Source organism: Glycomyces amatae (genome assembly GCF_020991375.1).
In the GTDB taxonomy this organism is placed as follows: Bacteria; Actinomycetota; Actinomycetes; order Mycobacteriales; family Micromonosporaceae; genus Glycomyces; species Glycomyces amatae.
In genome coordinates, this window is sequence record NZ_JAJLQZ010000001.1 from 52,376 (window position 1) to 76,001 (window position 23,626).

Annotated in this window: 23 protein-coding genes and 2 tRNA genes; 10 read left to right on the plus strand and 15 right to left on the minus strand. The window is 71.5% G+C overall.

The genetic code is table 11. The features are described from left to right. Positions 1 to 89: 89 nt before the first annotated feature. Both LO763_RS00260 and LO763_RS00265 read right to left on the minus strand, forming a co-directional pair. Positions 90 to 629 (minus strand): COG4315 family predicted lipoprotein, encoded by a 540-nt coding sequence (locus tag LO763_RS00260; protein WP_230599839.1) that lies wholly within the window; start codon positions 627 to 629, stop codon positions 90 to 92. A gap of 46 nt (positions 630 to 675) precedes the next feature. Continuing rightward, on the minus strand, positions 676 to 1,695 hold the full coding sequence (locus LO763_RS00265) for a phosphotransferase (protein ID WP_230599840.1): 1,020 nt from the start codon (positions 1,693 to 1,695) through the stop codon (positions 676 to 678). A 92-nt stretch (positions 1,696 to 1,787) separates the two neighbouring features. Here LO763_RS00265 and LO763_RS00270 point away from each other — a divergent pair, with 92 nt between their 5' ends. The 4 genes from LO763_RS00270 to LO763_RS00285 all read left to right on the plus strand — a co-directional run bounded on the left by LO763_RS00270 (position 1,788) and on the right by LO763_RS00285 (position 4,047). Beyond that, the gene (locus tag LO763_RS00270; RefSeq protein ID WP_230599841.1) at positions 1,788 to 2,369 is read left to right on the plus strand and encodes a dihydrofolate reductase family protein; all 582 of its coding nucleotides are present in this window, start codon (positions 1,788 to 1,790) and stop codon (positions 2,367 to 2,369) included. 106 nt (positions 2,370 to 2,475) lie between these two features. Continuing rightward, positions 2,476 to 2,766 (plus strand): hypothetical protein, encoded by a 291-nt coding sequence (locus LO763_RS00275; protein ID WP_230599842.1) that lies wholly within the window; start codon positions 2,476 to 2,478, stop codon positions 2,764 to 2,766. Between the two features lie 76 nt (positions 2,767 to 2,842). After that, positions 2,843 to 3,463 (plus strand): ClpP family protease, encoded by a 621-nt coding sequence (locus tag LO763_RS00280; protein ID WP_230599843.1) that lies wholly within the window; start codon positions 2,843 to 2,845, stop codon positions 3,461 to 3,463. Next, a complete protein-coding gene (locus LO763_RS00285; RefSeq protein WP_230599844.1) occupies positions 3,460 to 4,047 on the plus strand; it encodes a ClpP family protease in 588 nt (195 codons plus the stop codon). Before LO763_RS00280 ends, LO763_RS00285 begins: the two co-directional genes overlap by 4 nt. Positions 4,048 to 4,051: 4 nt before the next feature. Here LO763_RS00285 and LO763_RS00290 read toward each other — a convergent pair whose 3' ends face one another. The 13 genes from LO763_RS00290 to dnaA all read right to left on the minus strand — a co-directional run bounded on the left by LO763_RS00290 (position 4,052) and on the right by dnaA (position 19,456). Next, positions 4,052 to 4,405 carry a helix-turn-helix domain-containing protein gene (locus tag LO763_RS00290; RefSeq protein WP_230599845.1) on the minus strand — a complete coding sequence of 118 codons (354 nt, stop codon included), beginning with the start codon at positions 4,403 to 4,405 and terminating at the stop codon, positions 4,052 to 4,054. Positions 4,406 to 4,565: 160 nt separating this feature from the next. Next, complete coding sequence (locus tag LO763_RS00295) at positions 4,566 to 7,070, minus strand: MFS transporter (RefSeq protein ID WP_230599846.1); 2,505 nt, start codon at positions 7,068 to 7,070, stop codon at positions 4,566 to 4,568. Positions 7,071 to 7,239: 169 nt separating this feature from the next. Further along, positions 7,240 to 7,312: transfer RNA gene (locus tag LO763_RS00300), tRNA-Ala, on the minus strand. Between the two features lie 118 nt (positions 7,313 to 7,430). Further along, positions 7,431 to 7,562, minus strand: coding sequence for a DLW-39 family protein (locus LO763_RS00305; RefSeq protein WP_218125197.1), 132 nt, complete (start codon positions 7,560 to 7,562; stop codon positions 7,431 to 7,433). 153 nt (positions 7,563 to 7,715) lie between these two features. Continuing rightward, positions 7,716 to 7,789: transfer RNA gene (locus tag LO763_RS00310), tRNA-Ile, on the minus strand. A 160-nt stretch (positions 7,790 to 7,949) separates the two neighbouring features. Next, on the minus strand, positions 7,950 to 8,648 hold the full coding sequence (locus LO763_RS30235) for a DUF3566 domain-containing protein (protein WP_230599847.1): 699 nt from the start codon (positions 8,646 to 8,648) through the stop codon (positions 7,950 to 7,952). After that, on the minus strand, positions 8,649 to 11,069 hold the full coding sequence (gyrA, locus tag LO763_RS00320) for a DNA gyrase subunit A (RefSeq protein ID WP_439650254.1): 2,421 nt from the start codon (positions 11,067 to 11,069) through the stop codon (positions 8,649 to 8,651). A gap of 122 nt (positions 11,070 to 11,191) precedes the next feature. Beyond that, entirely contained in the window at positions 11,192 to 13,156 is a 1,965-nt protein-coding gene (gyrB, locus tag LO763_RS00325; protein ID WP_369431882.1) for a DNA topoisomerase (ATP-hydrolyzing) subunit B, read from the minus strand. A 310-nt stretch (positions 13,157 to 13,466) separates the two neighbouring features. Continuing rightward, positions 13,467 to 13,922, minus strand: coding sequence for a DciA family protein (locus LO763_RS00330; RefSeq protein ID WP_230599850.1), 456 nt, complete (start codon positions 13,920 to 13,922; stop codon positions 13,467 to 13,469). Then, on the minus strand, positions 13,912 to 14,991 hold the full coding sequence (recF, locus tag LO763_RS00335; RefSeq protein WP_439650255.1) for a DNA replication/repair protein RecF: 1,080 nt from the start codon (positions 14,989 to 14,991) through the stop codon (positions 13,912 to 13,914). Before recF ends, LO763_RS00330 begins: the two co-directional genes overlap by 11 nt. Positions 14,992 to 15,168: 177 nt before the next feature. Beyond that, positions 15,169 to 16,047 (minus strand): phosphogluconate dehydrogenase (NAD(+)-dependent, decarboxylating), encoded by an 879-nt coding sequence (gene gnd, locus LO763_RS00340; RefSeq protein WP_230599852.1) that lies wholly within the window; start codon positions 16,045 to 16,047, stop codon positions 15,169 to 15,171. 56 nt (positions 16,048 to 16,103) lie between these two features. Continuing rightward, complete coding sequence (dnaN, locus tag LO763_RS00345; RefSeq protein ID WP_230599853.1) at positions 16,104 to 17,252, minus strand: DNA polymerase III subunit beta; 1,149 nt, start codon at positions 17,250 to 17,252, stop codon at positions 16,104 to 16,106. A gap of 392 nt (positions 17,253 to 17,644) precedes the next feature. After that, positions 17,645 to 19,456 (minus strand): chromosomal replication initiator protein DnaA, encoded by a 1,812-nt coding sequence (gene dnaA / locus LO763_RS00350; protein ID WP_369431883.1) that lies wholly within the window; start codon positions 19,454 to 19,456, stop codon positions 17,645 to 17,647. A gap of 588 nt (positions 19,457 to 20,044) precedes the next feature. Here dnaA and rpmH point away from each other — a divergent pair. The 6 genes from rpmH to rsmG all read left to right on the plus strand — a co-directional run bounded on the left by rpmH (position 20,045) and on the right by rsmG (position 23,474). Continuing rightward, a complete protein-coding gene (gene rpmH, locus LO763_RS00355; protein WP_091053947.1) occupies positions 20,045 to 20,182 on the plus strand; it encodes a 50S ribosomal protein L34 in 138 nt (45 codons plus the stop codon). 93 nt (positions 20,183 to 20,275) lie between these two features. Continuing rightward, positions 20,276 to 20,707 (plus strand): ribonuclease P protein component, encoded by a 432-nt coding sequence (gene rnpA / locus LO763_RS00360; protein ID WP_230599854.1) that lies wholly within the window; start codon positions 20,276 to 20,278, stop codon positions 20,705 to 20,707. An 86-nt stretch (positions 20,708 to 20,793) separates the two neighbouring features. Further along, positions 20,794 to 21,051: a membrane protein insertion efficiency factor YidD gene (gene yidD / locus LO763_RS00365; RefSeq protein WP_230600427.1), complete on the plus strand. Its 258-nt coding sequence runs from the start codon at positions 20,794 to 20,796 to the stop codon at positions 21,049 to 21,051. Continuing rightward, positions 21,048 to 22,187, plus strand: a complete 1,140-nt coding sequence (yidC, locus tag LO763_RS00370) for a membrane protein insertase YidC (protein ID WP_439650247.1) — start codon at positions 21,048 to 21,050, stop codon at positions 22,185 to 22,187. The genes yidD and yidC overlap by 4 nt, the downstream gene beginning before the upstream one ends. A gap of 91 nt (positions 22,188 to 22,278) precedes the next feature. Then, a complete protein-coding gene (locus LO763_RS29505) occupies positions 22,279 to 22,773 on the plus strand; it encodes a Jag family protein (RefSeq protein WP_369431884.1) in 495 nt (164 codons plus the stop codon). Positions 22,774 to 22,793: 20 nt separating this feature from the next. Next, the gene (rsmG, locus tag LO763_RS00380; RefSeq protein WP_230599856.1) at positions 22,794 to 23,474 is read left to right on the plus strand and encodes a 16S rRNA (guanine(527)-N(7))-methyltransferase RsmG; all 681 of its coding nucleotides are present in this window, start codon (positions 22,794 to 22,796) and stop codon (positions 23,472 to 23,474) included. Positions 23,475 to 23,626: the final 152 nt, after the last annotated feature.

Sequence of the window (23,626 nt, forward strand, 5' to 3'; positions counted from 1 at the left end):
TCACCGGCGAGACCGCGAAGCTCGTGGCGGCCGCGCCGAGGGACGCCGAGAGGACGCTGTCGGCCGCCGAGTGCGCCGAGCGGACTGAGCTACTCGTCCCGCTCGTTGGCCGTGCCGTCCGGGTTCACGACGAACCAGACGTCGTCGAAGCCCTGGCCGTCGGTCTCGCCGGGCTCCTCGTCGTCGGCGTAGTAGTAGAGCGGGTGGCCGCCGTAGGTGACCTGGAGGGTCCCGTCGGTGCGCTCGGTCGTGCCGACCAGGGCCGCGTCGGCGCCGCCGGAGGCGGGCACCTCGGCCGTGTCGGCCGTGAACGGGGGCCACATGACCGAGCAGGCGTCGTAGCAGGCCGAGGCGTCCTCGCCGTCGCCGGTGAACAGGTACAGGACCATGCCGGCCCCGTCGACGAGGAACGCCCCGAGGTCGTCGTCGGTGTCCGTCGCGAGGGCCGCGGCCCGGGGGGCGGCGGTCTCGGTGGGCACCTCCGAGAACGTCTCGGTGGGGCGGGTGGTCGCGTTCGACAGCGGGTCCGAGTCGCCGTCCCCGCCCGAGCCGCCGCACGCGGCGGCGGTGAGCGCGATGAGGACGGCGGCGGCGGCGCACGCCGGTCGGCGGTGCTTCGAGGTGCTCATCCGGCGAGCCTAGGCAGACGGGCCGCCGGTTCGGGGGATTTGCGGCTCAGGCCGCGAACGCCGCCGCGACGTCGCCCAGGTGCGCGGTCCACCACCGGACGAGGCGCTCGTCGCCGAAGAACAGGCGGTCGCTGGAGTGGTCGCCCAGGTGGTAGTGGTGTTTCAGGTGCCAGACGCTGGAGGTCAGCCGCCACCAGCGGCGCCGGGCCGCGTCGGCCAGCGCCGCCGCGCCGATCGGGGACTCGGTGCGGTACCCGGCGACGAGGGCCGCGACGTTGCCGAGGTCGACCCGGCCGTCGGGCAGCGCGAACTGGTACATGGCGGCGCGCACGACCTCCTCGCCGAAGGGGTTGACGCGCAGGCGGTCCCAGTCGAGGACGGCGACGATCCGGCCGCCGGACCACAGGAGGTTCCAGTTCTGGCAGTCGCCGTGCGTCCACCCGAAGGGCCCCGGCGGTCTCGAGTCGTCCGGCCGCAGGTGCTCATGGGCGGCGAGGAGCTCCAGCCGTTCGCGGAGCACTGCGGCGGCGGCGGTGTCGAACTCGCCGGGCGCCTCGAGCCGGGAGATCAGGCCGAGGTAGCCGCCGATGCGGCCGCGGGCCTCGGCCGGCGTGGCGCTCAGGCCTCCCGGCGGTTCGGGCGCGGGGAGGCCCGCGGACGCGTCGGCGAGGGCCCGGTGGATGCGGCCGATGACCGAGCCGTGGTGGAAGGCGTGGCCGGTGTCCATGTCGGCGCCGCGCGGGTGGCCGCCTTCGATCCAGGGCGCGAGGCAGTAGTGGCGGCCGCGGAGGCGGACGACGGTCTCGCCGGAGGCGTCGGGCACCGCCTCGGCCACGGGCACTCCGGCGGCGGCGAGGTGGCGCAGGAGCCCGAGGCTCCGCCGGGCGTGCGCGGGGTCGAGGCGGACGAGCTCCTTCAGCGCGAAGACGCCGCGGTCGGCGTCGATGCGCCAGCTGCGGTTGAGGAACCCGTCCGGCAGGTACCGGCACGAGTGGACCGCGCCGAGCCCGTAGGCGGAGGACAGCGCGTCGAGCCCGGCGAGCGGGCGGGGGTCGGGAGAGGCCACCGGGGGGAGGCTACCGGCCGGGCGCCCGCCGCGGCACCGGTATTTTTGCCGGGCGGCCGAGATCCGGTCCCCATCGACAGCAGGAGCACCACATGCGCAGACTCGTCTACTACGTCGCGACCACCCTCGACGGCTACATCGCCGGCCCCGGCGGCGGGGACCCGTCCGGCGAGTCCTACTTCCCGCTCACCGAGGACGTGATCGGCCACATCGCCGCCGAGTACCCCGAGACGCTGCCGGGCCCGGCCCGCGAGGCCATGGGGATCAGCGGGCCGGGCAGGCACTTCGACACCGTCCTGGAAGGACGCGCCACCTACATGGTCGGCGTCGAGGCGGGCGTCGCCGACGCCTACCCGCACCTGCGGCACCTGGTGTTCTCCGCGAGCATCGAGGCCGACCCGCGGACCGCGGTCGAGGTCGTCAAGGGCGACCCGGTCGAACGGGTCCGCGAGCTCAAGGCCGAACCGGGCCTCGACATCTGGCTGTGCGGCGGCGGCACGCTCGCGCACGCCCTGCTCCCGGAGATCGACCGCCTGATCCTCAAGCAGCACCGATCGGTCATCGGGTCGGGAATCCCTCTGTTCAACGGCCCCTTCGCGCCCCACATGTTCACGCCGGTCGGCACGGTCGAGCTCCCCGGCGGGGTCCGGGTCCTCACCCTCGACCGCGCCTGACGCGCCGCGGGCGGACCGCGGGGGTCAGCTCGGCGCCCCGGCCGGGGCGCCGAGCACCGGGCGGTGGTCGTAGAGCCAGCCGGCGGCCTTCTCGCACACCAGCGGCATGAAGACCCGCATCCCCGCCGCCTGGAGCCGCCGCTTCACCGGGCCCGCCTGCTTCGACTCCCGGCGGCCCGCGGCCATGGCCGGCACCTTCGCGGCCCGCGGGCGCCGCCGCGCCGTCCCTGATGAACGCGATCCTGCCCCGGTGCCCGACCGCCACCTCGTCGCGGCCACGATCGGCGCGATGCCCGGGTACGCCGTCGACTCCGCGAAGGACCGCGAGTTCGACGACGCGGTCGTCGACACCCTCACCGAGCTCCTCCACCGCGGGCTCGGCGGCCCCCGCGGCTGACCGCGCTGCTCTGAGCGGATCCGCTCAAGGCTGAATCCCTTGCGGCCGGTGCCGGCGCGAACGCAGGGTGGTCGGTATGAGCGACAACGAGAAACCGCCGCTGTTCGACGACCGGGCCCGCCGCGAGCTGTACCAGCAGCGGGTCCTGGTCCTCGACGGCGTGCTCGACGACGACAACGGGACCCTCCTGGCCACGCAGCTGCTGACCCTCGCGACCGAGAGCCGCGAGGACGTCGCGCTGTGGATCCACTCGCCCGGCGGGTCGGTCCCCTCCATGCTGGCGATCCGGGACGTCATGCGCCTGGTCCCCTGCGACGTGTCCACACTGGCCCTGGGGATCGCGTGCAGCGCGGGCCAGTTCCTGCTCTCCTCCGGCACCCGCGGCAAGCGCCGCGCGATGCCGCACGCCCGCATCCTGATGCACCAGGGCTCCGCGGGCATCGGCGGCGCCGCCGTCGACATCGAACTCCAGGCCAACGACCTGCGGCACACCCGCGACACCGTGCTCGGCCTCATCGCCGAGGACACCGGCCAGCCGGTCGAGCGGGTCTTCGAGGACTCGCTGCACGACCGCTGGTACACCGCGCGGGAGGCCCTCGAGTACGGGTTCGTCGACGCCATCGTGAGCGACTTCGGCGAGATCGCGCCCCGCGCCCGCCGAAGCCTCGGCCTCACCCAGGAAGGAGCCACCCGATGAGCGGCTACACGATTCCGAACGTCATCGCCCGCGACTCGCGCGGCGAGCGGATCATGGACGTCTACTCGCACCTGCTCAGCGAGCGGATCATCTACCTCGGCACCGGGATCGACGCGGGCGTGGCCAACGCCCTGGTCGCCCAGCTGCTCTACCTGGACGCCAACGGCTCCGACCGGGACATCCAGCTCTACATCAACTGCGAGGGCGGGGACCCGAGCGCGATGCTCGGCGTCTACGACACCATCCGGTACATCAAGGCGCCGGTGGCGACCACCTGCATCGGGCAGGCCGTCGCGGTCGGCGCGGTGCTGCTGGCGGCCGGGGCCGAGGGGAAGCGCTCGGCGCTGCCGCACGCCCGGGTGGTCCTGCACCAGCCCGCGGCGCAGGGCCGCGGGGCGATCCCGGACCTCATCCTCGCCGCGGACGAGATCGTGCGCGTCCGCGCCGACATCGAGTCGATCCTGTCCCGGCACACCGGGCACAGCGTCGAGACGCTGCGCGCCGACACCGACCGGGACCGCGTGTTCACCGCCGCGACGGCGAAGGACTACGGGCTGATCGACCGCGTCATGGAGGAGCTGTGAGCCGCTACGCCGCGAGGGCGTAGGCGCCGCGGCGGCCGGAGCGCACGAGGGCGGTGACCTCGCGGGAGCGCAGGCGTTCGGCGACGGCGACCGTGAGGTCGGTGAGCGTCAGGTCGAGCGCGCCCGCGACGGCGGCGATCATCTCGCTGGAGGGGTCCTTGACCCCGCGCTCCATCTCGGAGAGGTACTGCGGGGAGATGCCGGCGCGACCGGCGGTGTCGGTGAGCTTCTCGCCGCGGCCCCGGCGCAGGTCGCGCAGGCAGTCGCCGAGGGCGTCGCGCCACAGCGGCTCGTCGGGGCCTGCGGTCGGGTGCTTCGCGGGCGACTCGTCGGTCGCCCCGGGAGGAGTCTCGGCCATGCCCCATCATAAGGCGCCCCGCGCGGAAGGAGCCGCACGTTACGCCCAGGGCGAACGGCCGCCGGCGGTCCCGCCGCACCGACCCCGGGAGCGATCGACCGGGCCCCTGGGCCGGTGGGAGGCCGAGGCGCCGCTGGAGACCGGGCACGCCGCCGCGGTCTCAGCGATCGGCGGAGCGGTCGCCGCCGGGCGGGTCCGGCCGTTCCCCGCCCGCCGCCGGGGACGGCTCGTCCCGGTGCCCCGCGGGCCGGCGGGTTCGCGAGAGGAGGAGGGCGGCGGGGACCGCACCGGCCAGGGCGATCCACCCGGCCGCGAGCATGGTGGGCCGCAAGGCGTTCACGACGTCCGCCCCGTCGAGGAAGTGCGTCGTGAAGAGCGGGCCGGTGTCTCCCGGACCGAGCGGGTGGCTGGTGAAGACGGCGCCCAGGACGGCGAGGCCGAGCACGAGACCGGCCTGACCGGAGGCGTTGAGGACCACTGCGGCCAGGGCTTCGCGGCCCTTCGGCACGGCGGCCGCGGCGGCGGCGTTGAGCGCCGGGACGCACAGGCCCACGCCGACGCCGGTCACGAGGAGGCCCGGCACGCTGGATCTCCAGTCGTCGGCGGTCAGGCCGCCGGTCACCGCACCGGAAAGCAGGAACCCGCCCGCGCCGACGAGCGCCAGCCCCAGGCCGACGCCGATCCACGGCGGGACCCTGCGGAGCGTTCTCGCGGACACCATGGCGGCGGCGAAGGCCGCCGCGACGATCAGCAGCGGCACCCGGACCGCGGCGACCGGCACGTTGCCGCCGGGCCCCAGCCCCACCTCCCTCGACTGGACCCAGGCGGAGAGGTGGACGAGGCCGGCGAAGGCGGCGGCCGACACCAGCAGCGCGGCCAGCACGGCCCCCGCGAATCCGGGACGGGCCAGCAGCCGCAGGTCGAGGCGGCCCTCTCCGGTACGCCGCGGCTCCGTCACCGCGACGGCGCCCACGACGACCGCGAACAGCCCGGCCAGCGCCTCGGCGACGAAGACCGCCCTCCATCCCAGCGACCCGGTCAGCATGCCCCCGAGGATCAGGCCGGTCACGGCCGCGGCGGCGGCGACCGCCCCCCAGACGCCGAAGGACGGGGCTCGGCCCCGGTCCCGGCGGGCGCGGTGCAGCAGCGCGATCGCGGGTGCGAGCACCACCGCCGCGGCCGCCCCCTGGAGGAGGCGCCCGGCCACGAGCGCTTCGACGTCGGAGGCCCGGGTGCAGAGGAGCGCGGCGGCGGCGAATCCGGCCAGACCGGCCAGGTAAGTCCGCTTCAGGCCCCACCGGTCGGCCAGGGATCCGAGCGGCGGCAGCAGCACCGACAAGGCCAGTGCGAAGCCGCCGGCGACCCATGGCAGTGCGGCGGCGGAGGCGCCGAGGTCGCGGCCGATCGTGGGCGCGGCGATGATCGAGGCCGTGAAATCGGCCAGGACCGTGAACGCGCCGAGTCCCGCGGCGAACGCCGGTGAACGCGGGGGCCGCCGGGGAGGCGGGGGGAGCGGCACCGGGGGTCGTGCGCCGAGGTCCGGGGCCGGGCGGTGGGTCGGGGGCGGTGCCGGAGGCTCCGGTTCGGGCGACGCGGCCGGCTGCGCGGCGGCGTCGAGCGCGCCTTGGGCGACCGCCAACTCGGGCTGCTCGAGCACGGTCGGGGCGGTCCCGAGCCGCCGATGGAGCGCCCGCCCCACCAGCGGCATGCGGCTGGCACCGCCGACCAGGAACAGTCCTGCCAGGTCGGAAGGCGCGCATCCGGCCTCGCCGAGCACCCGGACGGTGACCGCCACGGCCGCTTCGACGAGCGGGGCGGCGAGGCGGTCGACCTCGTCCCTGGTCAGGTGCAGCGCAGTGTCGAGGCCGGGCAGTGCGATGGGGGCCATCGACGACTGCGACAGCATCTCCTTCGCCTCGCGCACGTCGTCGCGGAACAGGCGGTGGGCGCGGCGGTCGGCGGCGGTCAGGGGACCGCTGATCCGCCGCCACAGCTCGGGGTGGTGCCGCGTTGTCAGCTCGCCGAGGTGGTCGATGATCGCCTGGTCGAGATCCACGCCGCCGAGATCGGCCCGGCCGCCTTGGGCGGCGACGGCGAGCCGTCCGGTCCGGTCGCGTCGCAGCACCGCGATGTCGAAGGTGCCGCCGCCGAGGTCGAACACGCCGATGGGCCCCGCGGCGGTGTCCGCCTCGATCCGGGCGAACCGGTGCGCGGCGGCGACGGGCTCGGCGACCAGCCGGACGACGTCCAGACCGGCCGCGGCGGCCGCCCGCTCCAGGGCGGCGGTGCGCCGCGGTCCCCACGGCGCCGGGTGGGTCAGGACCGCCGGGGGCGCTTCGCCGACGACCTCCACGGCCGCCCGCTTCACCCTGCCGAGAACGGCCGCCGCCAGGTCCACCGCCGGGACCTCCCGGTCGCCCAGCAGGACGAGGTCGTCGCCGATGCGCTGCTTGGGATGGGGTTCGAAGGCGGCCGGGTCGAGCTGCGCCATCCGGTGGGCCTCGCGCCCGGTGTGGAACCGGCCGTCGGCGTCGAGGAACACCGCCGAGGGCATGACCGGCGACCCGCTGAAGAGCAGCGGGCGGTCCGCGGACCCCGGTCGGCGCAGGACGGCGACGGTGTTGGAGGTGCCGAAGTCGATGGCGAGCGCGGCGTTCACGGACATGCGACCCCCGTCCGGGTGCGGAAACCGGCTCAGCTTACCGAGGCCCCGCCAATCCGGTCGGCGCGCGAACGGCGCACCGCCCCCCGGCCCCGATCCGTCGATATCCTGCCGGACGAGCGACGAGGGACCATCGCCCGATGGTCCCTCGCATGTTCCGTGTCCGATTCGGTGGAGCCAAGGGGAATCGAACCCCTAACCCCCGCCTTGCAAAGGCGGTGCTCTGCCAATTGAGCTATGGCCCCTGGTCAGCCGCTCGGCGGCCGAGTGCCTGTCGCACGACTGAACCTCACGAGTATCCCCGCCGCGCCCACCGCGCCGACGAGGATACCCGGATCGCAGTGAGCTGGCTAACGCGTGGCGTCAGCGCACGTCCTCGGCGGAGGTGGTGGCCTCGTGCCAGAGGGTGCGGTCGTCGTTGATGGACTTGACCTTCTTGGCCACCACGAACGCGACCGTGGCCACACCGGCGACGATCAAGATCTTCTTCCACATGGACCCAGGCCCCCATATCAGAGATTGCCGCGAACAGCAATGCCGTGATCGGCACTGCACGATGCGCCTCAGCATAGCGAACCACCGCGGCGCAGGCCGGGGCGCACCGGCCGCCGGGCATGAGAAAACCCGCCGGTTCACGGCGGGTTTCAGTGGGCGTACCAAGACTCGAACTTGGGACCTTCGAGTTATCAGCTCGACGCTCTAACCACCTGAGCTATACGCCCTCGCGGGTTGTTCAGTTGTCCGGGGCCGACACCGGAGGCGGACGCTCCGACCACCTGAGCGGCGGCCCTGGCTGGTGTCGCGGACCCGAGTCCCACCTGGTCGGTGAGGCCTCATCGGCGACGCTGAGCAAGATTACCCCACCGCCCCGCCCCGTCGTCGCTAGTCGCGCTCGGCGAGCGTCACCTCGACGCCGCCGACGAGGTCGGCGCACACGTTGTAGATGAACGAGCCCAGCGTCGCCAGGGCCGTGAACAGGACCATGTTCACCACGCCCAGCAGGGCCGCGGCCCCGATGACGCCCTTGGCGGTGATCCGGAAGTCCGCCGCCGCCGAGGAGGCCGCGCCCGCCTCCGCGTTCGTGCCCATGAGCATCTGGAGCATGTCGTTCACGGTGTCGAACACGCCCATCGCGTCGAGCGCGATGTACAGCACGGTGGTGGCCACGACCATCACGATGAACAGCACGATCGAGACGGCGAACGCGAACTTCATCACCGACCACGGGTCGATCCGCTTGAGGCGCAGCCGCGCCCGGCGCGGGCCCCGCGCCGCCGCCTGGCTCACCGCGGCGCGCGCGGCGCGCACCGCGTCCGCCACGCGGGCCGAGGAGGCCACGCCCGCGGCCTGGTTCGCCGCGGTGTTCCCGGTCGACATCGGCGGGATCGCCTCGGGCGTCACCGGCGGCGGTGTCATGCCCGGCGGTCTGCGGAGCGTCAGGGTCTGGTCCTGGGCGGGCGGCGCGGAGACCGACGACACGTCGTCGGCCTTCGACGGCCCGTCCGCGTCCGGCGCCTCCGAGAACTCCGGAACGTCCTCGTCGCGCTCGGTCGCCGCAGCGGTAGCCTTCGCTTCGGTCATCTACTCGTCCTGCCCCTCGTCGGGTTCCTCGGCGCTCTGGGTGATGGCGAGCAGCGAGACTTCCTCGGGCAGATCGATCAGCTTGACGCCCATGGTGTTGCGGTCCGAAGTCTGCCGGACCGGTTTCACAGGTGTCCTGATGACGCCTCCCTCCGAGGTGATCGCGAACAGCTCGTCGTCCTGCGTCACCGACAGCGCCCCCACCAGGTCGCCGCGTCGCTCCGTGATCTTAGCCGTCAGCACGCCCTTCCCGCCGCGGCCTTGGGGCGGATAGGCGTCGACGGGAGTCCGCTTCGCGTAACCGCGGCTGGTCGCCACGAGGATGTCCATATTATCGCGCAGGACGATCATGGTGAGCAATTCGTCGTCCCCGACGAACCGCATCCCGATCACGCCGCTGGTCGCCCGGCCCATCGGCCGCAGGGCCTCGTCGGTGGCCTGGAACCGGATGGACTGGGCCTTGCGCGAGATGAGCAGCAGGTCGTCCTCCTGGTCGACCAGGGCCGCGCCCACGAGCTCGTCGCCGTCGCGCAGGTTGATGGCGACGATGCCGCCGGTGCGCGGGGAGTCGAAGTCGGTGAGCTTCGACTTCTTGACCAGGCCGTTGCGGGTCGCGAGCACCAGGTACGGCGCCACCTCGTAGTGCGCCAGCTGGATGACCTGCGCGATCGTCTCGTCGGGGCCGAACGCGAGGATGTTCGCCACATGCTGGCCGCGGGCGGTGCGGCTGGCCTCGGGCAGCTCGTACGCCTTCGCGCGGTACACGCGGCCCTTGTTCGTGAAGAACAGGATCCAGTCGTGGGTGGTGCACACGAAGAAGTGGCTGACGATGTCGTCCTGCTTGAGCTGCGCGCCCTGGACGCCCTTGCCGCCGCGCTTCTGCGAGCGGAACGAGTCGGTCTTGGTGCGCTTGACGTAGCCGCCGCGGGTGATCGTCACCACGACGTCCTCGCGGGCGATGAGGTCCTCCATGGACACCTCGCCGGCGTCGGGCATGATCTGCGTCCGGCGCTCGTCGCCCCAGCGCTCGACCACGGTCTTGAGCTCGTCGCGCACGATCGCGCGCTGGCGCTCGGGCTTGGCGAGGATGTCCTCGAGGTCGGCGATGCGGGTCTCGATCTCGGCGAGCTCGTCGAGGATCCGCTGGCTCTCCAGGGCCGCGAGGCGGCGCAGCTGCATGTCGAGGATCGCGGTCGCCTGGATCTCGTCGACGCCCAGCAGCGACATCAGGCCCTGCTTCGACTCCTCGGCCGAGGGCGAGCGGCGGATGAGCGCGATGGTCTCGTCGAGCAGGTCCAGGGCCTTGGCGAGGCCGCGCAGGATGTGGGCCCGCTCCTCGGCCTTGCGCAGGCGGTAGCGGGTGCGCCGCTGGATCACGTCGATCTGGTGCGCCACGTAGTAGCGGACCATCTGCGCGATGTTGAGCGTGCGCGGGACCCCGTCGACCAGCGACAGCATGTTCGCGCCGAAGGTCTCCTGGAGCTGCGTGTGCTTGTACAGGTTGTTGAGCACGACCTTGGGGACGGCGTCGCGCTTGAGGACGATGACGATCCGCATGCCGGTGCGCCCGGAGGACTCGTCGCGGATGTCGGCGATGCCGCCGAGCTTGCCCTCCTTGACGAGGTCGGCGATGCGCTCGGCCAGGTTGTCGGGGTTGACCTGGTAGGGCAGCTCGGTGACGACCAGGCACGCGCGGCCCTTGGCGTCCTCCTCGACCTCGATCACGGCCCGCATCTTGATGGAGCCGCGGCCGGTCCGGTAGGCGTCCTCGATCGCGGCGCGCCCGAGGATGGTCGCGCCGGTCGGGAAGTCCGGCCCGGTGATGATCCCCAGGATCGCCTCCAGGGCCTCCTCCTCGGTGGCCTCGGGGTGGTCCAGGCACCAGTAGACGGCGGCCGCGACCTCGCGCAGGTTGTGCGGCGGGATCTTGGTGGCCATGCCGACCGCGATGCCCTCGGAGCCGTTGACGAGCAGGTTCGGGATCCGCGAGGGCAGGATCATCGGCTCGGTGGTCTTGCCGTCGTAGTTCGGCTCGAACTCGACCGAGTCCTCGTCGATGTCCCGCAGCATCTCCATGGCGAGCGGGTCGAGGCGGCACTCGGTGTACCGCATGGCGGCGGCCGGGTCGTTGCCCGGGGAGCCGAAGTTCCCCTGCCCGTCGATGAGCGGGTACCGCAGGCTCCAGTCCTGGGCCATGCGCACCAGCGAGTCGTAGATCGCGCCGTCGCCGTGCGGGTGGTACTGGCCCATGACGTCGCCGATGACGCGCGAGCACTTGACGTACCCGCGGTCGGCCCGGTAGCCCCCGTCGTACATGCCGTAGAGGATCTTGCGGTGGACCGGCTTGAGGCCGTCGCGCACGTCGGGGAGCGCGCGCCCGACGATGACGCTCATCGCGTAGTCGAGGTAGGAGCGCGACATCTCCACCTCGATGCCGACGGGCTCGATGCGGCCGTGGCCCTCCGGGATCTCCACCTGGTCTTGGTTGTTCTCAGGCACCAGTGCTTCCTTGCTGTCTCAGTCGGATCGTGGTCGGCGGGCCGCTAGATGTCCAAGAAGCGGACGTCCTTGGCGTTCTCCTGGATGAAGCGGCGGCGGCTCTCCACGTCCTCACCCATGAGGACGCTGAAGAGCTCGTCGGCGGTTGCCGCGTCGTCGAGCTGAACCTGGAGGAGGTTGCGCTGCGAGGGGTCCATGGTGGTCTCCCACAGCTCCGTGTAGTTCATCTCACCGAGGCCCTTGTAGCGCTGGACGCCGTCGGAGCGGCGCGGGTCGGCCTTGCCCGAGGCGACGCCCTCCTCGATGATCCGGTCGCGCTCGGCGTCCGAGTACGCGTAGGAGACCAGGTCGCCCTTCTTGTTCCACTTGATCTTGTACAGCGGCGGCTGGCTCATGTAGACGTGGCCCATCTCCACCAGCGGGCGCATGAACCGGAACAGCAGCGTCAGCAGCAGGGTGTTGATGTGGTGGCCGTCGACGTCGGCGTCCGACATGAGGATGACCTTGTGGTAGCGCAGCTTCTCGATGTCGAACTCCTCGTGGATCCCGGTGCCCAGGGCGGTGATCATGCCCTGGACCTCGTTGTTCTTGAGGATCTTGTCGAGGCGGGCCTTCTCCACGTTGAGGATCTTGCCGCGGATGGGCATGATCGCCTGGGTGCGCGGGTTGCGGCCCTGCTTGGCCGAGCCGCCGGCCGAGTCGCCCTCGACCACGAAGATCTCGCACTCCTCGGGGTTGGTCGACTGGCAGTCGGCCAGCTTGCCGGGCATCGAGGAGGTCTCCAGCAGGCTCTTGCGGCGGGCGAGCTTGCGGGCCTGCGCGGCGGCCTTGCGGGCGTTCGCGGCGCTGGAGGCCTTCTGGACGATGACGCGCGCTTCCTTGGGGTGGCGGTCGAGCCAGTCGGGCAGCCACTCGTTGCACACCCGCTGGACGAAGCCCTTGATCTCGGTGTTGCCGAGCTTGGTCTTCGTCTGGCCCTCGAACTGGGGCTCGCGCAGCTTGACGGAGATGATCGCCGCCAGGCCCTCGCGGATGTCGTCGCCAGAGAGGCGGTCCTTCTCCGACTTGATGATCTTCTTCTCCAGGCCGTACCGGTTGACCGCGTTGGTCAGGGCCGACCGGAAGCCCTCCTCGTGGGTGCCGCCCTCGTGGGTGTTGATGGTGTTCGCGAAGGTGTAGACCGACTCGCCGTAGGACTCGTTCCACTGCATCGCGACCTCGACGGTGTGGAGCTCCTGCTCGTCCTCGGCCGTGAACTGCACCACCGTGGGGTGGATGGGGTTCTTGGAGGCGTTGAGGTGGCGCACGAAGTCGGCGATGCCCTCCTCGTATCTGAAGGTCACCTCCCGGACGGCGCCCTCGTCGTCGAGGTGGTCGGGGCGCTCGTCGCGCAGGGTGATGGCGAGGCCCTTGTTGAGGAAGGCCATCTCCTGGAGGCGCCGGTAGATCGTCTTGTAGTCGAACTCGAGGGTCTCGAAGATGTCCCCGTCGGGCCAGAAGCTGACGATCGTGCCCGTCTCGTCGGTCTTCTCGCCCTTCTCGAGCGGACCGGGCTGGGCGTTCTTGTAGTCCTGGCGCCACACGTGCCCGTCGCGGCGGATCTCGACCGAGACCCGCGTCGACAGGGCGTTGACCACCGAGACGCCGACGCCGTGCAGGCCGCCGGAGACCGCGTAGGTCTGGGAGTCGAACTTGCCGCCCGCGTGGAGGACGGTGAGGGCCACCTCGACGCCGGGCTTCTTGAGCTTGGGGTGGAGGTCGACGGGGAAGCCGCGGCCGTCGTCGCGGACGCTCACGCCGCCGTCCTCGGTGAGGGTCACCAGGATGTCCGTGGCGAAGCCCGCCATGGCCTCGTCCACCGAGTTGTCGACGACCTCCTGGATGAGGTGGTGCAGGCCGCGCTCGCCGGTCGAGCCGATGTACATGCCCGGGCGCTTCCTGACGGCCTCGAGGCCTTCGAGGACTTGCAGCGAACTGGCGCTGTACTCGTCCTGCTGCTTCGCCGCCACCGGCAACTCCTTCTGTCGTCGTACACGGTCAGTAGTTGGGAAAGCTAGTCCACGGCTGTGACATTTTCGGCCGTCCGGCCGCGGTCGGCCCGGTCCGGACCGGCGGATCCGCCGGTCGCCGGGCGCACGGGGCCCGTCTGGGCGGGGCCCGCCGTGGAGACGGCCGGACGCTGGGAGCGCCGGCCGAACCGCATCGGTCAAGTCTACTGCGACTCGGCTTCCGATTCCGCTTCTGTGCGCCTCGTTGTCGTCACAGTCGCACTGGGAGGCGTGGACATGAACCCCCCTACGGACCTAGGGGTGCGCGGCTTCAGAACGTGTCACGGGAGCCATTAAACCGCACGCGCCTGGGGCCGTACGAACGTGTCGGCTGCTTCGGGCCGACGATCTTCAACCGCTTGACCACGCTCGGGCCCAGCGCGGCGGCGAGCTTGGCGTGGATCTGGCGGGAGAACAGCCGCAGCTGCGTGGCCCAGGCGGTGGACTCGGCCACGACCAGGAGCTCGCCGTGCTCGAGCTGCTCGGGGCGGCAGTGGCCCGCGATCTCGGGGCCGACGATGGCCTCCCAGCGGCCGAAGACCGAGGCGTCGGCCACCTTGCGCGTCCACCCGTTCTTGCGCACGACCTGCGGCAGGAGGCTCCCCAGCAGCTCGGGGTCGCGCTTGTCGGGGCCCGGGCCCGACCACTCCCGGCGGAAGCGCGGGTCGTCGGACTTGCCCCGCCGCCGGGGGCGGGGGCGGTAGTCGTAGCCGCCGTCAAAGGACACGCTTGACCTCCCCTTCCCACACGTCGTAGCGGGCGCCGGTGAGCCGCTCGGGGACGTCCCCGGCGACGGCGCACGTGATGAGCGCCTGCGGTGCGGATTCAGCGTACTCCGCGAGGCGCTCGCGCCGGGTCGCGTCGAGCTCGGCGAACACGTCGTCGAGGATGAGGATCGGGGCGGTGCCGTCGGCGCGGAGCAGCTCGAACGCGCCCAGCCGCATCGCGAGGGCGACCGACCAGGTCTCGCCGTGGGAGGCGTAGCCCTTGACCGGGAGCGAGCCGAGCACGAGGTCGAGGTCGTCGCGGTGGGGGCCGACGAGGGTGGTGCCCCGCTCGACCTCCCTGGAGCGGGCGGCGGCGAGCGCGGCGCCCAGGCGCGCGGTGAGCACGTCCTGGTCGGGCGCCAGGTCCTCGCCGAGCTCGGACTCGTAGGCGATGGCGACCTCGGACCGGCCGTCGGCGATGCGCGAGTGCGCCTTGGCGATCGGTTCGACCAGGTCCTCCAGGAGCGCGAGGCGCCCGGTCAGGAGCTCGGCGCCGTGCCCGGCGAGGTGGGCGTCCCAGGCGTCGAGGGTGGCCATCTCGGCGCCGCCGGGGCCGCGGCCGCCGGTCTTCTTCGCGAGGTAGGCCGTGCGCAGGAGCGTGTTGCGCTGCTTGAGGACCCGCTCGTAGTCGGCGCGGACGCCCGCGAAGCGCGGGTGGCGGGCGCACAGCAGCTCGTCGAGGTAGCGGCGGCGGGCCGCGGGATCGCCGCGCACGAGCGAGAGGTCCTCGGGGGCGAACGCGATGGCCTTGAGGGCGCCGATGATCTCCCGGGGCCGGGCGAGGGGGGTCCGGTTGAGGCGGGCCTTGTTGGACCGCCCGGGGACGATGGCCAGCTCGGCGAGGAGGCGGCGGGAGTCGTGGAGGATCTCGGCCCGGACGACGGCCTGCTCGCAGCCCTGGCGGACCAGGGGCGCGTCGGCGGCGACGCGGTGGGAGCGGAGGTTCGCCAGGTAGACGAGGGACTCGACCAGGTTGGTCTTGCCGTGTCCGTTGGGGCCCACCAGGATCGATGGGCCCTCGTCGAACATGACCTGGGCGTGCGCGTAGGAGCGGAAGTCGCTCAGTTGCAGCTGTCGTACACGCACGCCTCTATGATGCCTGCCGCGGTTCGGCCGCGGCGGCGCGGTGTCCGCTGAGCCCCGGCGCTTCACAGCGCGCCGCGACCGCGTCGCCCCTCACGCCGCTTCGCGGCGCGCGGCCGCCACTCAGTCTTCCCGTTTGACGGCGTGGCCGCCGAACTGGTTGCGCAGGGCGGCGACGGCCTTCATCGCGGGGGAGTCCGGCTGGCGGGAGTCGAAGCGGGCGAACAGCGACTCGGTGATCGCCGGGAGCGGGACGCGCAGGCGGATGGCCTCCTCCACGGTCCAGCGGCCCTCGCCGGAGTCCTCGACGTACCCCTTGATGCTCGACAGGTCCGCGTCGTCGGTCAGGGCCCGGTCCATGAGGTCGAGCAGCCAGGAGCGGATCACGGTGCCCGAGCGCCAGGACTTGAAGACCTCCGGCACGTTGTCGACGTACTCGCTGGCCTCGAGGAGCTCGTAGCCCTCGGCGTAGGCCTGCATCATCGCGTACTCGATGCCGTTGTGCACCATCTTGGCGTAGTGCCCGGCCCCGACGCCGCCGGCGTGCACGAAGCCGAACTCGCCCTCGGGCTTGAGTGCGTCGAAGACCGGCATGAGCCGTTCGACGTCGGCGTCGGCGCCGCCGACCATGAGCGCGTAGCCCTCGGTGAGGCCCCAGACGCCGCCGGAGACGCCCGCGTCGACGTAGCCGATGCCGTTCGCGGCGAGCGCCTGCGCGTTCGCGGCGTCCTCGGTGAAGCGCGAGTTGCCGCCGTCGACGACGACGTCGCCCTCGGACAGCAGCCCGGCCAGCTCGGCCACGGTCGACCGGGTGGGCTCCCCGGCCGGGACCATGACCCACACGGCCCGGGGGCCGTCGAGGGCCGCGACGAGGTCCGCGAGCGAGCCCACGTCGGCGACGTCCGGGTTGCGGTCGTAGCCGACGACCCGGTGTCCAGCCTTTTCGAGCCGCAACTTCATGTTGCCGCCCATCTTGCCGAGCCCGATCATGCCCAGTTGCACGTCGCGCCCCCTCTCACGTACGAGTCCGAATGCCGGTTCGCCCCGCCGCCGCGCGGTCAGGCGTCCCAACGCAATGGTTGCAGCATGTACAGGTAGACGTCGTGGTTTGTGTCAGAATCCTCATCTTCGGGCGCGGACTGCCCGGTCATCACGACCGGCTTGCCGAGCTCGTTCATCTTGAACGCCGTGTAGGGGGCGTCGACGGCGGCGAGGCCGTCGAGCAGGTAGGTGGGGTTGAACGCGATCTTGCCGGGCTCGCCGTCGAGGGCGCAGTCCATCGCCTCGGAGGCCTTGGCGTCCTCGGCGCCGCCCGCCTCGACCACGAGGCCGTCCTCGTCGAACGAGAGGCGGATCGGCGAGTTGCGGTCGCCGACGAGCGCGACGCGGCGCGCGACCTCGATGAGCTCGGAGGTCTTGACCTTCAGCGTGGTCGCGTACGAGGTCGCCAGGAGGCTGCGCAGCGGGGGGAGCTGGCCGTCGAGCACGCGCGAGGTGGTCTGGCGCCCGCCGGCGGTGAAGCCGATCATGCCGGGCGCGCCCTCGGTGCCTGCCGGGACGGCGATGGTCACCGGGCCCGAGAAGGACCCGAAGGTGCGGGCGGTGTCGGCGAGGGCCTTGGCGGGCACCAGGACGGTGACCGCGACGTCGGAGCTGCCCGGCTCCCACGAGGAGTCGCGGATCGCCATGCGGTACCGGTCGGTGGCGAGCATCCCGATGCCGCCGCCGGTCATCTCGACCTGGACGCCGGTCATGGTCGGCAGGGTCTCGTCCTTGCCCGCGGCGACCGCGGTCTGGGCGACGGCCTTGGCGAACTCCTCGGCGTCGATGGTGCCGATGGCCTCGGGCATCTGCGGCAGGTTCGGGTAGTCCTCCAGGGGCATGGTCGGCAGGGTGAACCGCGCCGACCCGCAGGTGAGCTCGGCGTGGGGGCCGTCGACGGTGAAGTCCACGGGCTTGTTGGGGAGGGCCTTGACGATCTCGGCCAGGAGCTTGCCGGAGACCAGGGCGGTCCCGGCGGACTCGCCGGTGACCTCGACGGTGACGCGGGTGGAGATCTCGTAGTCGAAGCCGGAGATCGTCAGGGTGCCCTCGTCGACGGACAGGCGGGCGCCGGCGAGGACGGGGACCGAGGGCCGGGCCGGGAGGCTCTTCGCGGTCCACGAGACCGCGTCGGCGAACGTGTCCCGTTCGACTTGGAACTTCATGGTCGCTCCTTCAGTGTTGCTGCTCGGTTGTTCACAGCGCTATTACTAATGAACTCTCTATAGATATAACTGTCGTCGTAGTCGTCGGTGCTGTGGATACTGTGGAAAACCGCCCTTTTCCCAGCTCCGCCGTGGTATCGGCCTGTGGACGGAGTGTGGAAAACCTGTGGATGAATCCGGAGCTTATCCACAGGCTCCGACAACCATCGAGTTTTCCACATCTCATCCACAGGGTTGTCCACAGCTTTTCCACAGGTTATGCACAGGGTTGTCCACAGCCCCAAAGCGAACGGACGTCACGTCACCGCGTGTTTTCCACACGCCGTCCACAGGTTTTCCACAGAAAAACGGTCTTTTCCACAGCTTTTCCACAGCGTTGTCCACAGCCCGGCTCAGTCGTCGGTGTGTTTCAAACGGTTCGTCAATTCCGCTATCTGGTTGTAGAGGGCCCGCCGCTCCGACATCTGCTTGCGGATCTTCTTGTTCGCGTGCATGACCGTGGTGTGGTCGCGCCCGCCGAACGCCTGGCCGATCCGCGGCAGCGACAGGTCCGTCAGCTCCCGGCACAGGTACATCGCGACCTGGCGGGCGTTCACGAGCGCCCGCGAGCGCGAGTTCCCCTTGAGGTCGGCGGACTGGACCCCGAAGTACTCCGCGGTGGCCTGCATGACCTGCTCCACCGTGACCTCGGCGGACTTGCCGTTCTCGGGGATGATGTCGTGCAGCACCTCCTCGGCCAGGCCGAGGTCGACGGGCTTGCGGTTGAGGCTGGCGTAGGCGGTGACGCGGATGAGCGCGCCCTCGAGCTCCCGGATCGAGTGGTGGATCTGGGAGGCGATGAACTCGACCGCGTCGGTCGGCACGTTGAGGTCGTCCTGGACCGCCTTCTTGCGCAGGATCGCGATCCTGGTCTCCAGGTCCGGCGGCTGGATGTCCGCGAGCAGGCCCCACTCGAAGCGGGTCCGCAGCCGGTCCTCGAGCGTCTGGAGCTGCTTGGGCGAGCGGTCCGAGGAGATCACCAGCTGCTTGTTGGCGTTGTGGAGCGCGTTGAAGGTGTGGAAGAACTCCTCCTGGGTGCGCTCGCGGTCCATGAGGAACTGGATGTCGTCGATGAGGAGGATGTCGACGTCCCGGTAGCGGCGCTGGAAGGCCTGCTGGCGCCGGTCCGAGAGCGAGTTGATGAAGTCGTTCGTGAACTCCTCGGTGGTCACGTACCGCACCGAGTGGGCCGTGCCCAGGTCGTGGGCGTAGTGGCCGACCGCGTGCAGCAGGTGCGTCTTCCCCAGGCCCGAGCCGCCGTAGATGAACAGCGGGTTGTAGGCCTTCGCGGGCGCCTCGGCGACGGCGAAGGCCGCCGCGTGCGCGAAGCGGTTGGAGGAGCCGATGACGAACGTGTCGAAGTTGTAGCGCGGGTTGAGCCGGCCCACCCCGTCCGCGGCCTTGACCGGGGCGGCCTCGCGGGCGGGCTTGGTGATCCCGCCCCGGCGCTCGGGCGCGGGGTCGTCGGCGGGCGGGGGCGCGACCAGCGGCCCGGACCCGCTCTCCTTGGCGCCCTGGCGGTGCGGGTGCTCCGAGAGGACGCGCTCCAGCTCGTCCCCGGGGGGCTCGGCCTGCCGCTCCTCCCAGCGGGGGGCGGCGGGCGCCTCGGCCTGGGGGGCCGCGGGGGCGGGCTCGGGGGCCGAGGGCTCGTCCGGTTCGGGCGCGGGCCCGGCCTCGCCGGCGCGGAACGCGGCCGTGTCGAACAGGCTCGGCGGGTTCTGGGCCGCGGGGGACTGCCGCGGGGCGGGGAGCGGCCGGGCCTGCTCGAACGAGGGCCGCTCGAAGACGACGGTGGCGTCCGCGTCCCGGACGGGTTCGGGCCGGGGCGGCTCGGCGGGCGCTTCGGGCTCGGCCGGGGGCGCCTCCCGGGCCGGTTCGGGCGCCTGCGGGGCGGGGGCGGCCTCCTGCTTCTCCTGGAGGGTGACCGCGATCTGCGTCGGCTCGCCCATCCGGCGGGTGAGCGCCTCGCTGATGGGCACGCGCAGCTTCGACTCGAACGCCGAGCGGGCGAACTTGTCGGGCGCGGCGATGATGAACGTGCCGCCCACCGCCAGGACCGGCCGCGTCAGCCGCATCCACGCCTGCTGCTGGCGGGTCAGCGCCGACGTGTCGGCCAGTTCGGCGGTCACCGCCGACCAGACCGCCGACAGATCTTGGTCGGTCACTTCGCCATCCCTCTGCGCTAGTCCGCTGTCCTGAGGCGGCCGTTTCGCGAAGATCGGAACCCTCCTCAGGTAGGCTCCGATGCAGGCGATGCGCACCGCCGCACCGGGTCGCCCGCAGTGCGTCCAGCAAGTTTTCCACAGGTTATCCACAGGCCTTCAGCTGGCCTGTGCACCACCCTGCCTTGTGACGATGTTTCTCAAGTTATGGTCATGACCTGCGTTTTCATGCAGGTCTGGCGACGATGCCGTTCCAGGGGCGCCGAACTCGTCCACCGTTCGGGCGAAGTTATCCACAGGCTGCTCGCAACGGGCGCGGGAGTCCTGCGCAGGCCCCGCGGCCGCCGCGGCGGGGCCCGCGGGAAGGACGGCCCGGACCGCACCGCGGTGGCGGCCGGCCGGCGGGGGCGCGTAACATGAGCGAGTTGCCCGCTCGAACCAGAGGGGCATGCCACACCCGCCGTCCGCGGCTGGGGCGCCGCGTGAATGCCCTGCTAGGCTGTTCTCCGCGTCTCCGATGCCCTCCACGGGCCGGGGCAGGGTCCCGGGGCGACGCAGTGGCAATTTGATTCGTTATGGGAGACATCCGTCGTGAGCAAGCGCACCTACCAGCCGAACAACCGCCGTCGCAAGCGCACCCACGGCTTCCGGCTGCGCATGCGCACCCGTGCCGGGCGCGCCATCGTCAATGCGCGCCGCAACAAGGGTCGCAAGCAGCTGACCGTCTGAGCGGTCGCCTCCCGTCCCCTGGCGGGCGGCCCGCGGCTTCGCACGTCGACGCCCGCCGCCCACGCTCAGGGCCTCGATGAGGACGTGATCCAGGTGCTTCCAGCCGACGCGCGCATTCGCAGTAGCCGGGACTTCGGTTCGGCGCTCAAGCGAGGCCGCCGCGCCGCCCGCGGCGGCGTCGTCGTGCACTGGGCACCCGGATCCCCGCGTTCCGAAGACCTTCCGGCCTCCGAGCCGGCGACACCGCCCGCAGCCGTAGCGAACCGCACGGCGCGGGCGGGTTTTGTCGTCTCCAAGGCCGTCGGCAACGCCGTCGTCCGCAACAAGGTCAAGCGCCGCCTGCGCCACGCCGCCGCGGCCGAACTCCCCCACTGGCCCCCCGGCACCGACGTGGTCGTGCGCGCCACCCCCCGCGCCGCCGAACGCGGCTTCGCCGAACTCCACCGCGACCTGGCCGAGGCCGTGCGGGCCGCCCGCAAGGGCGCCAAGCCCGCCCGAGCCCGCGAGGCCCGGAGCGCGCCGTGACCGGCGCCGCCGCCGGGCGGGCCCCCCGACCGCTCCCCGCGCGGACGACCCCGGCCGAACCCCTTGCGCGAGTGACCGAGGGCCTGATGGTCAGAGTGGTCGGCGCCCCCGTGATCGCGTACCGTCGTTGGATAAGCCCGGCGCTGCCGGCCCGCTGCCGCTTCTACCCCAGTTGCAGCGCATATACCCTTGAGGCGCTGTCACGGCACGGTGTCGTGCGTGGCATATGGTTGAGCTTGCGGCGGCTGGGACGCTGCCACCCCTTTCATCCCGGGGGGCATGACCCCGTACCCCCACGGGACGACGTGAATTCGAAGACTGAGCAGACTGGAGTCCGCAAGTGATGGAGTGGGCCTACAACGGCGTGTCCTGGGTGCTGTTGCGATGGCACGACCTGTGGGCGAAGGTCTTCGGCGGCGACGACAACGGGTTCCTCCAGACCGACTGGGCCTGGGTCCTCGCCATCGTCGGCGTCGTGCTCACCCTCCGCATCATCCTCTTCCCGCTGTTCGTCAAGCAGATCCAGTCGCAGCGCGCGATGCAGAAGCTCGCCCCCGAGCTCAAGGCGCTCCAGGAGCGCTACAAGAACGACCGCGAGACGCTCCAGAAAGAGATGATGGAGCTGTACCGCAAGGAGAAGGCCAACCCCCTCATGGGCTGCCTTCCCATCCTCATCCAGATGCCGGTCTTCCTGGCGCTGTTCCACATCCTGCGCCGCCCCGACCCGGACCAGACGAAGTTCACCGACTCGTACGGCTGGACCGGCATCGACGCGGGCGCCCTCTCGGACTGGAACACCTACGTCCACGCGAAGCTCTTCGGCGCCCCCTTCTGGAGCACGTTCCTCACCCCCGCCGACCAGCTGGCGGCCGTCGACTCCTCCTCGTTGACGGTGAAGCTCGTCGCCGGCATCCTCGGTGCGGCGATGATCCTCACGACCTTCCTGACCACGCGTCAGATGATCCTCAAGACCGGCTGGAACGAGGACCCCAACCAGCGGATGATCCAGAAGGTGATGCTCTACGGCATCCCGGTGATCATGATCTTCTCCGCCGGCGCCTTCCCGATCGGCGTGGTCATCTACTGGACCATCAACAACCTCTTCTCCCTCGCCCAGCAGCAGTACGTGCTGCACAAGTACCCGCCGCCCGTGCAGAACAACGCCTCGGCGAAGCCGCCGAAGCCCGGCACCAAGGCCCACGAGAAGATGCTCGAGGAGCAGCGCGAGGCCGAGCGGCGCCGCAAGGAGCTGGCCCCCAAGCCGGGCAAGAAGCCGGTGCAGAAGCCGAAGTCGCAGCGCCTCCAGGAGCCGGTCAACGGCACCGAGGTCGACGCCGCCGGCGCCAACGGCTCCGAGGAGCCGAAGTCGGCGTCCAAGGGCGGACCCGGTTCGGGCAAGAACCTCTCACGGGCGGAACGCATCGCACGGGCCAAGAAGGTCAGCGGCGCACAGCAGGCCTCCAGGAAGAAAAAAGGCTAGGGGGAGGGTCCGGGGGACGCACAGGCGCCACCGGATCAGCCACAATGGTGCAAACTAGGCCAATAACGAGCGATAGGACGAGTTGGCAATTATGGGAGCAACGGTGCGGGAGGACGAGGTGGCCTCCGAAGACGACCTCTTTGAGCAGAGCGAAGTGGCGGCCGACTACTTGGAAGGCCTCCTGGACATCCTCGACCTCGACGGGGACATCGACGAGCTGGTGGTCGGCGACCGCCCCCAGGTCGAGATCGTCGGCGAGGACCTCGGCGGCCTCGTGGGGCCCAAGGGCCAGACCCTCGAGGCGCTCCAGGAACTGGCCCGCCTCGCGGTGTACCGCAAGACCGGCGGCCACTCGCGACTGATGCTCGACATCGGCGGCTACCGCGCGGGGCGCCGCAAGAAGCTCCAGGAGCTGGCCGAGAAGACCGCCAAGCGGGTCATCGAGACCGCCGCGGTGGTCAAGCTCGACCCGATGAGCGCCTTCGAGCGCAAGTGCGTCCACGACGTCATCAACGCCACCGACGGTGTGCAGAGCGAGTCCGAGGGCGCCGAGCCGCGCCGCCGGGTCGTCGTGAAGCCCGAGTAGGGGCGGACAGGTGCATATCGATGATTGAGGAGCCCGAGAGCTCCGACCACACCGAGGCCAATGTTTCACGTGAAACATTGGCCTCGGTGTTCGGTGACGACGATGAGCGCATCGCCCGCGCCGAGGCCTACGTCGGACTGCTGTCGACCATCGGCATCGAGCGCGGCCTCATCGGGCCGCGCGAGGTGCCGCGGCTGTGGGGCCGCCACGTCCTCGGCAGCGCCGTGATCGAGGAGCTCGTCCCCGAGAAGGCCGACGTGATCGACGTCGGCTCCGGCGGCGGGCTCCCCGGGATCCCGCTGGCCATCGCCCGCCCCGACCTGTGGGTGACGCTGGTCGAGCCGATGCAGCGCCGCGTGGACTTCCTGACCGAGGTGGTCGACGCCATCGGCGTTCCCAACGTGGAGGTGCTGCGGGCCCGCGCCGACGAGGTCGACCCGCGGGGCCGGGCCGACGTCGTGGTCTCGCGCGCGGTGGCGCCCCTGGCGAAGCTGGCGGGCTGGTGCCTCCCGCTCGCCCGCGTCGGCGGCGCCATGATGGCCGTCAAGGGGCAGGGAGCGGCCCTCGAGGTCGCCGAGAGCGGCGGTGCCGTCAAGCGGGCCGGCGGCGGCAAGCCGGCCATCGTCCTCTGCGGCGAGGACAAGCTCGGCCCCGCGTTCACCGTTCCCGCGACGGTGGTGACGATCGAACGCCTCCGCTGAGCCGGGGCCGCACCGGATCGAAGAACTGAACGACCTTGCACTGCAACGACATGCCGCGATGAGAGCCTCATCGCGGCATGTCTCACTGTGTCGTCCGCACTTCGCGCTCGGCGGACTCCGCGGGGTTCGGATAGTGTATGGCTCGTAAGCTT